Source organism: Nesterenkonia cremea (genome assembly GCF_014642675.1).
Classification (GTDB): Bacteria; Actinomycetota; Actinomycetes; order Actinomycetales; family Micrococcaceae; genus Nesterenkonia; species Nesterenkonia cremea.
This window is the reverse complement of sequence record NZ_BMIS01000003.1, coordinates 185382-197441: the sequence shown is the minus strand read 5'-3', so window position 1 is coordinate 197441 and position 12060 is coordinate 185382. Positions and strand designations below refer to the sequence as shown.

9 protein-coding genes are annotated in these 12060 nt (G+C 64.9%); 6 read left to right on the top strand and 3 right to left on the bottom strand.

The genetic code is table 11. The annotated features are described in order from the left end of the window. Positions 1–5: 5 nt before the first annotated feature. Entirely contained in the window at positions 6–434 is a 429-nt protein-coding gene (locus tag IEW85_RS05110) for a very short patch repair endonuclease (protein ID WP_188683336.1), read from the top strand. Here the strand turns inward: IEW85_RS05110 and IEW85_RS05105 are convergent. Then, a complete protein-coding gene (locus IEW85_RS05105) occupies positions 418–1437 on the bottom strand; it encodes a restriction endonuclease PLD domain-containing protein (RefSeq protein WP_188683334.1) in 1020 nt (339 codons plus the stop codon). The genes IEW85_RS05110 and IEW85_RS05105 overlap by 17 nt on opposite strands. 175 nt (positions 1438–1612) lie before the next feature. Between IEW85_RS05105 and IEW85_RS05100 the strand changes: the two genes are divergently transcribed. The 5 genes from IEW85_RS05100 to IEW85_RS05080 all read left to right on the top strand — a co-directional run bounded on the left by IEW85_RS05100 (position 1613) and on the right by IEW85_RS05080 (position 8870). Continuing rightward, entirely contained in the window at positions 1613–4300 is a 2688-nt protein-coding gene (locus IEW85_RS05100) for a Z1 domain-containing protein (RefSeq protein WP_188683332.1), read from the top strand. A gap of 101 nt (positions 4301–4401) precedes the next feature. Further along, a complete protein-coding gene (locus tag IEW85_RS05095; protein ID WP_188683330.1) occupies positions 4402–5316 on the top strand; it encodes a PD-(D/E)XK motif protein in 915 nt (304 codons plus the stop codon). Further along, positions 5313–7268 (top strand): hypothetical protein, encoded by a 1956-nt coding sequence (locus tag IEW85_RS05090; protein WP_229658809.1) that lies wholly within the window; start codon positions 5313–5315, stop codon positions 7266–7268. The genes IEW85_RS05095 and IEW85_RS05090 overlap by 4 nt, the downstream gene beginning before the upstream one ends. After that, positions 7261–8145: a hypothetical protein gene (locus IEW85_RS05085; protein WP_188683326.1), complete on the top strand. Its 885-nt coding sequence runs from the start codon at positions 7261–7263 to the stop codon at positions 8143–8145. Before IEW85_RS05090 ends, IEW85_RS05085 begins: the two co-directional genes overlap by 8 nt. Next, positions 8145–8870, top strand: coding sequence for a DUF6339 family protein (locus tag IEW85_RS05080; protein WP_188683324.1), 726 nt, complete (start codon positions 8145–8147; stop codon positions 8868–8870). Before IEW85_RS05085 ends, IEW85_RS05080 begins: the two co-directional genes overlap by 1 nt. 154 nt (positions 8871–9024) lie before the next feature. Here IEW85_RS05080 and IEW85_RS05075 read toward each other — a convergent pair whose 3' ends face one another. Further along, complete coding sequence (locus tag IEW85_RS05075) at positions 9025–10212, bottom strand: MFS transporter (RefSeq protein ID WP_188683322.1); 1188 nt, start codon at positions 10210–10212, stop codon at positions 9025–9027. A 158-nt stretch (positions 10213–10370) separates the two neighbouring features. Then, positions 10371–11990: a phosphotransferase gene (locus tag IEW85_RS14305; protein WP_229658808.1), complete on the bottom strand. Its 1620-nt coding sequence runs from the start codon at positions 11988–11990 to the stop codon at positions 10371–10373. Between the last annotated feature and the right edge of the window lie 70 nt (positions 11991–12060).

Genomic DNA, 12060 nt, shown 5'->3' with positions numbered 1-12060 from the left:
CGGCCGTGGCCGAATCGTGGGCATCCAGCGACCACAGTCGCCGGACCATGCGTGCGAACAGAGGGCGAGACACCAAGCCGGAGCTGCTCATCCGGAGGGCTCTTCATGCCAGAGGGTGGCGATTCCGGGTGGGCTACCGCCCCTTACCGCAGGATCGACGCCGGACGGTGGACATTGCCTTCACCCGAAAGCGAGTCATCGTTCTCATCGACGGTTGCTTCTGGCACGGGTGCTCAGAACATTTCATTCCGCCTGTGGCCAACGCAGATTACTGGCGTGCCAAGATTCGGCGTAATCAGGAGCGAGACGTAGAGACGAACGCGTTGCTGCGGGCCGAAGGATGGACAGTCTTGCGTGTCTGGGAGCATGAATCGGTCGACGGCGCAGTAGCGATCATCGAGGGCTCACTTCAAGGAGCTATCTCAGAGGGCTGAAGTCCAGGAAGTACTCGCCTTCAGAGGATCTCCGGAACGTCACTTCATCTCGCCCATAGCTGGTTAGGTGCTTGCGAAGGACGACCTGTCCTCGCGCGGCGCCGATTCGCTTGCGGAGATAACGACCAAGCCGAGCATTGTTCGCGGGTGTCCTCAGGTCTTTGCCCACAGCCTGGCCACCAGACGCCCGAGAGAGGATGAGCACCTCACCATCGTCCGTTGTGACGCTGAAATGGTGATTAGCCGGTGGGAAAAAGGGTCGTGCATCGGATGGCACATGGATGTAAGCCTCATCGGGATCTCGACCATCCCGCAGCCCCCAGTTGATTCCACCGCCTGGATCATGCGTTTCGCCGGTCTTCGATTTGTAAAGCTTGAGGGACAGCTGAGCGGCGGTTTCTGACGATGTCACTGGGATGGAGTCCGTCGGATCCAGTTGGCTCAGCTCTTCGGGAGCAAACCTGCGCCGTCTGAATATCGGCCGGGAGTACACCAAGTCGCTGGTGCACGGGATACCACTATGAAATAGCGGTTCGGCGTACGAAGCCGCACGCTCAGGGTCTGTGGGGGTGAGGATCTCTTCCTGCGTCACTCCCTGTGGCCCGAAACCCGCGCGTGTGTAGTTGGCAGACCCCGCCCAAGCTGTGCTGGGAGCCCCTTCTGAGCCCCAGACGAAGAGCTTCGAGTGTACTGGGGGACCGTCCAGGCGGTAATGAAGGTTGAACGCGACCTGTTGTTGCTCGTAGTCCCGCACCAGTGTTTTCAGGGTTTCATGATCACGCTCTGTGATTCCGTCCTTGGCGACCATTCCTAGGAGCACATCGACTTGAAGCATTCGTGTCCTGCGCCGGATGACGCGCTTGAGCTCGCGCAAGTGTTCAGAGATGAACGTGGGGTCGGTGTAGCCCGTGATGACGAGCAGCCGGTCGTGTCCTGTTGAGAGAGGCTCCAGGAGGCACGTGTTGTATGTATCCGGTGGGTTGATGAGGTGCTTCTCAGTCACAGAGGAACAATATCCGACCTCGGGGACATACCCGCTGACATGTCTCGGTGAGTGCTGTCCAAGAGTGCAACGTTCGAGCTCCATGTCGGAGGCCCGGGATATCGTCGTCTTGGTCACTCGCGTTTGAAAGGGGAATCGATTGACGGAGGCAGATGGCCAAGCCAAGGTTCGCTCTTTGCTGGAGCTGAGCATCTCCGACAAAGTGCGCCACGATGGGATCCCCTGGGAGGAGGCATTGCGCCGTGTTGAGGACGAATACGGTTCGTTGCCGCTCTTCTCCGAGGTCCTGGCCGCGATCCGGGCGGAGCGAGAAGAGAGGATCAGCCTCACCCCGGTCAGCGTGAGTCAGATTCTGGATCACCAGATCAAGAATTGGTATCCGGGTCCGCAGAGCGACGGAGTCTGGGGGCGTCTCCGTCGCCGGATGGACCAGGGCGGCCTGCGGAAGGCCGCTGACGACATCGACAGGCACTCCACCGAGATCGTGGAGAGGCTTGCCGAGCCCAATCAGAACGGCGAACGGCGCCGCGGTCTCGTGGTCGGCTACGTCCAGAGCGGAAAGACCGCGAGCTATGCCTCTGTGGTGTCGAAGGCCGCTGACGCCGGGTATCGCCTGATCATCGTCCTCGCCGGAATCCACAGCAATCTCCGTCGGCAGACTCAGCTCCGGCTTGACGCCGACCTCGGCGTCGAGAGCGGTGAGTGGTTCCGGCTGACCGAGGAGCACCGTGACTTCGGGAAGCATCCGTCGACCAATGTCCTGAACCATGTGAACGGCGGCAGTCAGCTTCTCGCCGTGGTGAAGAAGAACAAGAACCGCCTGAAGAACCTGGAGACCTTCCTCCGGGATATTCCGGAAGAGCGCCGCAGCAGCTACCCGATCCTGATCATCGATGACGAGTCGGATCAGGCGTCGCCCGACTCCGCGGTCAAGGATGAGCAGATGTCGGCCATCCACCAGCAGCTGCTCGACATCTGGAGCCTGGTCGGCAACGGCAGCTACGTGAGCTACACAGCGACCCCGTTCGCCAATCTCTTCATGGAGCCCAACTCGGTAGGGAGCCTGTACCCCAAGGACTTCATCCATGTGCTCCCAGAACCGGCGGGTTACCTGGGGACGGCACAGCTCTTCGGCTCGACCCTCCGCAGGGAAGCCGAGGACGGCGACGGCGCCTACGACGTCGTGCGCTCCATCCCGAACGACGACAGGGAGGCCGTGGTGCCTCCGCCCAAGAAGGTCGGTGACCCCGACGGCTTCGTCCCGGAGGTGCCGCCCTCGCTGGAGCAGGCGATCACCTGGTTCGTGCTGGGAGTCGCCATCCGGAAGCTGCGAGGTCAGGGAGACAAGCACTCCAGCATGCTGGTGCACACCACGCACAACGTGCAGCCGCACTTCGGTCAGCGGGAGAGCATCAACGCCTTCTTGGAGACCCTGCGCACCGAGGTGTCAGTCGAGGAGGACCTCACCCGGTTCAAGGACCTCTTCGCCGCCGAGTACCACCGTGTGAATGAGCTGGAGCCTGAGGGGGCCGCTCAGCTGACATTCTCGCAGCTCAACGGTCCGATCCGTGAGGTGCTGGCCGAGCTGAAGGTCTACGTCGACAACGGAGCTGAGGACGCCGACGAGCGGATCATCTATGGCGATCGACCGCAGACTGCCATCGTGGTCGGAGGAGGCACCCTCTCCCGTGGCCTGACCTTGGAAGGCCTCTTCGTCTCCTACTTCGCCCGACGCTCGGCGGCCTATGACACGCTGTTGCAGATGGGACGTTGGTTCGGCTTCCGTCCCAACTACGGGGACCTCGTCCGACTCTGGCTCAGTGAAGGACTCGCCGGCGACTACCAGTTCCTCGCGGACGTCGAAGCCCAGGTCCGGCAGGACATCGACGTGATGAAGAAGAACGGACAGACCCCTGCTCAGGTGGGGATCCGAGTGCTGCAGCATCCGGGGCGCCTCAGCATCACCGGAGCCGGCAAGATGAAGAGCACCCAGAACCTGCGCCTGGGTCTCGAAGGACGACGCGTCGAGACGAACATCTTCGACGTCCGTGCCGAGACGCTTCGGGCGAACCTGTCCGCTGGAGAGAGGTTCATCGAGGGTGTCCTCGACGCAGGAGTCCGGCGGGTCTCCGGCCGTCGTCTGCACCACCATGTCTTCGACGGCGCCCCATACCAACACGTCCGAAAGTTCCTGGAGAGCTATCGGCCTCATGACTCCCATCGACTGCTCAACACCGGGCATGCCCTCGAGTGGCTCGACGAGTGGGACAAGAAGGTGAGTCGGGGCGACGTCAGCAGCACGGTCACCGACAACCTCTGGAACGTCGTGGTCATGAACGGTGGCAGGGACGGCGTGTGGTCCGCGGGCGATGTTGAGGTGTCGACCATCAATCGTGCGCCGCTCCAGGAGCGCCTGAAGCCGTCTTCCATCTCCAACGACCCTGAAGCGGTGGGCATCCGCGCGCTCATGTCCTCGCAGGACCACCTCGTGGACCTCCGCGTCATGAGGGACACCGGCGTTCCGGGGTACGACTCCCTGCCATCGAAGTGTTCGGAGACCGAGGCGGCGAAGCTTCGTCGGGAGAAGGCCTCGGGCCGTGGCGTACTCGTGCTGTATGTGGTGGACAGCGGCTCGCAACCCAGGAATGACGATGACAGGAAGACCCGCACGACGATGCAGACTCCTGAGCATGTGCTGGGCTTCGGCATGATCTCTCCATCGGACCCGCATGGCCTCGCACGGGACAACGAGGTCTATGTCGGCGTCGTGCCGGACTGGACCGAGCAGGTCGACGACGAGGACGTCCCGATGGTCGACCACATCGACCGCGAAGGTGACTTCAACGGAGGGGACGACGGATGAACTGGGCACCAGACGTGGAATCGGCGGTCCGCCAGGTGAGAGAGCAGGGTCCTGGGGTCACGCTGACAGACGGGCAACGTGAGTCCTTCTCTGTGGTGCCAGTGAGCGTCACGGGACTGAGCGCTGATCTCTTCATCTCGACGGACAAGACCAACCGCGCCGTCGGCTTCGTCCGTGTGGCACAGAGCCGAGCTCGTGCCTTCCGCATCAGCCAGGTGGTGGCCGTCTCCGCGGAGAAGATGAGGCTCTCCAGCGAAACCGCCGACAGCCACTTTCTGCGTCTGGTGTGTGAGGTCCCCGCGCTGGACGTGGCGTTCCGCCGTTTTCTCGAGGACATCCGAGTCCGCATCGACGACGGAACGTCCCCGGACGACGCGGTTCCGGAGGCCGCGCGTGACTGGCGCCGCCTTCTGGAGCTTGCGAAGCAGGGAAAGTCGGTCCAGCAACTGGCCGGGCTCTATGGCGAGCTGAAGATGCTTCAGATGCTGGCGGCGGAGCACGGGGCTGACGCGGCGTCCTGGTGGAAGGGGAGCGACGGCGAACGCCAGGATTTCCGCAGCCACTCATCGCGGATCGAGGTGAAGACGACCACCCAGCCGGGCAATGACCGAGTGACGATCCACGGGCTGGGGCAGCTCGACCCCGCGGGGCATGCGCGGTGCCATCTGGCTCTGCTGGAGGTGGAGATCGCCCCGGAGGGAGAGACCGTCGACGACCTTGTGGATCAGCTCGAGAGAACCGGCATCCCCGTCCCCGTACTTGATGGGACCTTGGAGGCTTCGGGGTATGTGGTCGGCAACGCCGAGCACAGTGAGCACCTCTTCACAGTGCGTCGTCTGCGTTGGTGGCCGATCGAGGCAGACGGACCGGGGCTCCGCGCTTCGCAACTGGCGAGCCGGATGTTGCAGGGCGTGACAGGCGTGCAGTACGAACTTGCTCTGGGCGCACTCGGGGACCCGCTGGATGAGGACGAAAGCGCACAGGTCATCACACGATTCGGAGAGGGCGACGCATGATGCTCGAAGCGAGGAGCGGCGCGGAGCCGCTCGAACGCTACTCGAAGCCGCATGGTCACGGAGATGTGAGCGGCAAGGGCCTCGGCCGGCTGATGGGAGCCACTAAGCTCACCGTGGTCGAGTTGCTGGTCCGAGAGACGATCCAGAACACCTGGGACGCGCGACTCGAAGGTCGGCGTCCGGAGTATGGCGCGTACGCGCGCTTCATCCCTGAGCCGCGGGCCCGCGTGCTGAGGGAGGAGGTCTTCAAGGACCTGCCTCCGGTGTCGCCGCTCGCAGACTCTCTCCGGCACGCGAACTTCGCGACATTGGAGGTCTATGACCGGGGCACCTTGGGCCTGGACGGTCCCCTGGATCCGCGCAGCGCTGATGTGGACCACACTTCCAACTTCGTGAAGCTGGTCTATGACATCGGGTCCACCAAAGTTTCCGGTTCGGGAAGCGGCGGCACCTACGGATTCGGGAAGACAGCGGCCTTCACTGCCGGCGCTTCGCGATCAGTCGTCTACTGGACGGTGTGCCGGAACCCTGAGGGTGCGCTGGAGCACCGCCTCATCGGCGTCTGCCATGGTGATGAATACAGCGACGAGGGCCAGCGCTTCACGGGTGTCCACTGGTGGGGCCGGAGCCCGGCCGACTCGGAGCTCCTTCCCCTTGTGGGGGAGGAGGCCAAAGCACTCGGAGAGAGGCTCTTCACCCGACGCTTCCAGGAGGGCGAGACCGGGACATCGATCATGATCATCGACCCTCTCGTCGCGAAGGCCGCGCTGGAGGACACCGAGGACAGCGGTGACTCCCACGAGACGCGCTTCGAAGGTGCCCAGAGGGTCTCCGACCGTTCCAGCTTGACGGAGCTTCGCCGTCAGATCGCGACTGCGGCGGCCAAGTTCGCCTGGCCCAAGCTGACACCGCTTCCAGACACCGGGGAACCCCCGATGCGCTTCCATGTCGGAGGTGACGACGACCCTGACCCGGACGTCATCGCCGGTGCGCCTGACTTCGAGCCGTACAAGCACACCCTCAACGCGCTCCGTGATCACCAGACCCGGGGCGCGACACATGTCACCGAGATGACGGTCCAGGTGGAAGGCGGGCTTCTGCAGATCGAATGTCATCCGATCCGGCGTAACGGTCAGGGAAAGAGGCTCCACGTGGGAGACCTCGCCATGGCTCGTCAGCACCGGCTCGTCTCGGCCCTTCCTGACGGTGGTTCTTTGGCCACCGATGCGCTGTGCAACATGCGTCACGACGCGGAGCTGGTGGTCGAATACGTACAGCGGCAGGAGATCGAGGCGGACGCGTGGAACTGGTACGCCGTGTTCAAGCCGAGACCCGAGTTCGACGCGCACTTCGCCGCAGCGGAGCCGCCGGCCCATGACAGCTGGACTCCTGGTCACGCCACCGATCAGGAGGCGAGCACCACGGTGCAACGGACGCAACGGACCGTGGACACCAAGCTGAAGAGCTTCCTGCGTCAGCGTCGTGCAGCCCCGAAGGCGGACGGTCGCTCGACCAGGCGGGTGGCCGAAGACCTGCGCGGGTTCGTGCCCGCGCCCGACATCGCCGAGGAGAGCACCTCGGGGCGGCGAACCTCGTCGCGCTCCTCGAAGCGTGCGTCTGAGAGCAGTGAGCTGGTAACCCTCATGTCGGCTCATCCGGTGGAGGGGGCCCAGGGACGACAGACCTTCGAGGTACAGCTACGAGTCGGCCCACAGGCATCGGGTCCTGTCGAGCTCGCCTTGGACGTGCGCGCGCGAAGCGCCGGGGGATACGAGGATCTCGAGGCTCAGGATGTCCAGATCTGGACGTCGGATTCGGGCGACGTCGAGGACGGAGCCCGCCGAGGTTTCGTCGGCGACCCGGGAGAGCAGATGACCATCAAGGTGGCGGTGCCGCGCGGCACCGCGATCGACCTGAACGTGACGGAGGGGAAGGTGCTGACTGATGCCTAGGCAGGCTCTGTATCCCTATGCGCGCCTCGCGCCGGACGATGTCCGGTGGCCCCGATGGGGCCTGAGCGTCGATGGGAAGGTCGTCAGCTTCGAGGAGCTGGACACTGAGATGGATCTTCAGAGCGAGATCAGCTTCAGCTTGGCGGTGCTGGTCGACCGTGGGTCGCTGGAGCGTGCCGGGTATGTACCCGAAGAGGTCACCGCGGTGGCGGAGATGCTGTCGCCGGACACGAATCTCCGTCGTGTCCGCAAAATGCCTCTGAGCTTCGACGCGTACGGCCATCTCGGAGCGCAACTCACCGTCACGGCGGAGAGCTCTGAGCTGGGTCAGGAGCTCCTCCTCGATGCATGTCTGCTGGCCAGCGGCAGGGACTCCGACTTCGGGATCCCTCTTCGGTTGCAGGAGCGACGGCGTCAGAAGCTCACGCTGGGGGACCGCGCCCGCTTCCCAACGGTGGCCTATTCCTTCACGGAGTCCCGTTTTCCGGCGGCACCGTGGTACCTGGAGGTGGACGCCATGGAGCCAGAGGCTCCGATGAACGTTCATGCCAAGCTGCACCTTAACACGGACTTCGAGGTCGTTGAGGCTCTTCTCGAGGGGACGGCCCCGGACCACGTGATGGCGGCGATGAGGAAGGACGTGGCCAGGGCGCTGATCCAAGAGGCCCGAACCTTGGCGGATGAGATCACGAGGAGCGGAACCCTCGAACGTTTCGTCGAGCAACATCCGGACTCGATCATCGCGGCGGCTGATCAGACTGCGAGGGGATGCATGGGCAACGACCTGAAGCAGGCTCTGAAGCTTATGGAGGAGAACCCGAGAGAGTTCGAGCTTCGTCTCAGCTCGGGAGTGGGCTATTGGAAGGGCGCCCTGTGATGGAAGAACGTGCCAAGGCACTGCTGCAGCGACGGCTCAAGGGAGAGGCGGTCGAGACTCGTTGGACGGCTCTCCGCGAGGGCAACGTCCCTCAGCCGCTCGTCGTCCGCTCCGATGAGTACTCGGTGGATCCCACGGGCGGACGCTCGGTCAGCGAGATCGACATCCAGCAGCTTCGTGAAGGGGTGCTCGCCGACCTGGGGGAGGTGACGGGAGACCAGTCGCGCGAGTTCGATAAGCGACTCGCGCTGTCATTGCGGAAACGTCTGCCCATCTTGCCGGCTGAGGCCGGAAGGGGCGATGTCTGGGACTACTTGACGTTCGTCGTGTTCCCCGATCTGACGGTGAGTCGTTTTCCGGCCAAGAACCGGGACCGGTTCAACGGGAAGAGTCGACGGCATGCGCTCCGGCGGCTGTGGCGCCGTGCTACGGTGCTGTCTCCGGAGTACCTCGGCGGTCCGTCAGGTCTGGCAGAGGACGAGTTCGCGCAGATCCTCGAGCGTCAGACCACGAGTCTGAGCCCGCGGATTTCAGACGCAGTGGCCTCAGCAATCGTCTCCAGCGGGCTGGCCGGAGGGGAGCGTCGTGAGTTCGCACGGCGCCTCATGAAGATCATCACCTATCGCACCGGCATGTATTGGCTCGACGATGAGGACTCTGAGACGCTTTCACGATTTGTGGATGCCTGCGCCGCGGAGGTCACTCCCAGCGGAACGTCTTCCTGACCAGGTGTCTTCCCGTTCTGCATGCGACCGACTTCCGAGTCTGCATGGACCTGAGTGCGCGGTCTGTATGATCCCGTTACCGGATCTGCAGATTTGCGCGGTCCAGAGCCGCCCGCGCCGCGCGGCCCCCAGGCAGAAGCACCCACCAACCCCCTCACACCTTCTCGCCGGCTCGCTTGGTCAGGTAGATCGCGTACAGGGTGATCAGCAGGCCGAGCGTAGCCGCGGTCGCACCCGCGTAGGCCGGGGCGCGCAGGCCGAAGCCGGCGGCAATCACCCAGCCGCCCATCATGGCGCCCAGGGCGTTGGCCGCGTTGAACGCCGAGTGGTGGAAGCTGGCCGCCAGCTGCGGGGCCTTCGGAGCCGTGTCGATCAGGTGGGTCTGCATGGACGGGCCGAGCATCGAGGCCGAGGAGCCGATCAGGAACAGCAGCAGCACCATGAGCCACTGGATGTGCGCCAGCGTGCCGAAGAGCACCATGAACAGCGCGACCAGGGTCATGGCCGTGATCACTGTTCCCAGCACCGACTTGTCCGAGCCCCAGCCGCCCAGGAAGTTGCCGACCACCATGCCGGAGCCGAAGATCAGCACGATCATCGGCACCATGCCCTCGCCGAAGCCGGAGACATCGGTGGCGATGTAGGAGATGTAGGAGTAGATGGCGAACATCCCGGAGAAACCGACGACCGCCAGGATGATGCCCACCCACAGGCGCTGATTCGCCAGGCCGCGCATCTCGCCGCGCATGGAGGCGCCCGCCGGCGGCATCTGACGCGGAGCGTAGACCATCACCAAGAGGATGGTGAGCACCGCCAGCGCGGCCACGACGGCGAACATCCAACGCCAGCCGAACTGTTGACCCACCCAGGTCACCGCCGGGACACCGGTCAGGTTGGCGATGGCGATGCCGGAGAGCACCACCGAGATCGCCCGGGCGCGCTTGGCCGGCCCCGCCATCTGCGCGGCCATCAGCGCCGCGGTGGCGAAGTAGGCACCATGGGGCAGACCGGAGAGGAAGCGGGCGGCGAGCATCAGCTCGAAGGTGGCCGCGAAGAAGCTCAGCACATGGGCTATCGCGAAGAGGCCCAGCAGGAAGATGGCGTAGGCCTTCCGCTCCCGCTTGGCACCCAGCAGAGCCAGCACCGGAGCACCGACGACGACGCCGAGCGCGTAGAAGGTCACCAGCTGGCCGCCCTGGGCCATAGTGGTCTCGTTGACCTCGCCGAAGAGATCGGCCACCGCCTGGGGCTGCAGGCCCATGATGGCGAACTCAGTGACACCGATCGCGAACCCGCCGACCGACAGTGCCAGGATGGCCAGGGCGATCTGCTTGCGAGACATCCGCGGTTCGTCGCGGCGCTCGGTCGTCTCCTGCAGAGGTGTCGAATGCGACAAGAAGCGTCCCCTTACGGTGGTTGATGTGGGTGGAGGCGTGGAACGTCAGACACCAACCACAGCTCTGTGGGGATCATTCCCTCCGGGGCGGAACGTGAGGAAAGCTACTGAGGCGGGCGAAGGCCGGGATGCCGCGAGTAGATGGACTCGCCGCCGGCACCCTCGGAGTGCTCAGCCGCAGTCTGATCAGCAACAGCCTCCTCAACCTGCTCCGCCTCAGCAGCCGAGGCCGCAGACTGCGCCGAAGTCGCCGAACAGGCCGACGACGCCGACCCCGCAGTCCGCGCGGAGCCTGCGGTCTCTGCAGAACCGGCAGACCGTGCCGAGTTCGCCGACTGAGCCGGGAAGAAGTTCTTCTGCTTGGCGCGCTGCTCGGCCTGCTGATCAGGTTGGATGGGAAGCGAGCCAGACGTGGTCGGCGGCTCAGCGGCAGCCGCGGACTCCTCAGCCACTGTCTCCTGCACCGGCGGGATGGTGCCCGTGGTCTCCTCATCGGCAGGAACTGCCGGGTACTGACCGGTGGGCTCGTCGTCGGGATCCGCCCACCGGCTCTGGGAGAGCGGAGTCACCTGACCGGTGGGCTCGCCGTCCTCATCAGTCGCAGCCGGCGCACCGGCGGAGCCGCCGGCGTCGTGAGCTGTGTCAGCATCCTCAGCAGAGCCGTCAGCTGAGGAATCGGTGATCACCGCAGGCTCTACATCGCCCTCGCCGGACTCGGCCCACTCGCCGTTGTCCGCGACGGTCGCATGGGCGCCCACACGCGCCACCGGACGGGAGTCCTGGGTCTCGGCCGGAGCCTTGACCTCCTCCTCCATGGGGGTCAGCGCGATGGGCTGTCCGCCGTAGGTCTCGATGTCGGAGGCCAGCTGGTTCAGCAGCCCCAGCGCTTCATCGACCATCTCCTGGTTCTCGGTGGCCTTGCCGCGCACCAGCCACTGGGCCAGAGCGAACTCAGCGGTCAGCGCGGCACGGCGCATCAGACACGGGTCTGCCTCCTCGGAGCGGTGCTGCCCGTAGGCCTGAAGCACCTGATCCCGGAAGGCCGGTGCGCCCACAGCGGTCAGCCAGGCGAAGTCGTCGGCGGGATCGCCGATGTGCAGATCGGTCCAGCCGGTCACTGCGACCACCCGCTCACCCTCGATGAGCAGGCTGTCCTCGTGCAGATCGCCGTGGGTGACGGTGGGCTCGAAGTCCCAGAGCTGCTGGTCCTCCATGGCGTGCTCCCAGCGGCGCAGCAGCGGCGCAGGGATCTGGCCGGTGGTGGCCGCCTGGTCGAGCTCGTTGAGGCGGCGCTGACGGTAGCGCTCAGCCGAATAGCGCGGCAGATCGGCGTGATCCACCACAGAGTCGCTCAGGTCATGGATGGCGGCGATGGTCCGGGCGATGTCATCGATCAGCCCGGCCGGTCCCCTCGTCAACTCGGCCAGGTCCATCGAGGCACCGGGCAGGTGGTTGTAGACGAAGGTGCGCATCTCGCCGCGGCGGACCGCACCGGCCACGCTCGGCACACGGAACGGAAGCTCAGCGCGGATGGCGGTGGAGAAGCCGCGCAGCACCTGCAGCTCTGTCTCCAGGCGCATGGCCGCCTCCTGGTGCTGAGGCGAGCGGATGCGCCAACGGTTGCCCTCGGCGTCGTGGACGATGGCGGCGGTGAAGTCGCGGGCGTCATCCGCAGCCGCGGCCACCCCGGTGGGGGAGAGTCCGGGCACAGCTGCAGTGGCCATGGCGGCCAGTTCCATCGAGTTCCATCGCACGTCCACCACCCTATGGGGCGTTATCCACAGATCGAGGGAT

Coding starts and splice junctions, on each gene's coding strand:
- IEW85_RS05090 (WP_229658809.1), top strand. CDS start 5,313: ATGATGCTCGAAGCGAGGAGCGGCGCGGAGCCGCTCGAACGCTACTCG.
- IEW85_RS05085 (WP_188683326.1), top strand. CDS start 7,261: ATGCCTAGGCAGGCTCTGTATCCCTATGCGCGCCTCGCGCCGGACGAT.
- IEW85_RS05080 (WP_188683324.1), top strand. CDS start 8,145: ATGGAAGAACGTGCCAAGGCACTGCTGCAGCGACGGCTCAAGGGAGAG.
- IEW85_RS05075 (WP_188683322.1), bottom strand. CDS start 10,212: ATGTCTCGCAAGCAGATCGCCCTGGCCATCCTGGCACTGTCGGTCGGC.
- IEW85_RS14305 (WP_229658808.1), bottom strand. CDS start 11,990: ATGGCCACTGCAGCTGTGCCCGGACTCTCCCCCACCGGGGTGGCCGCG.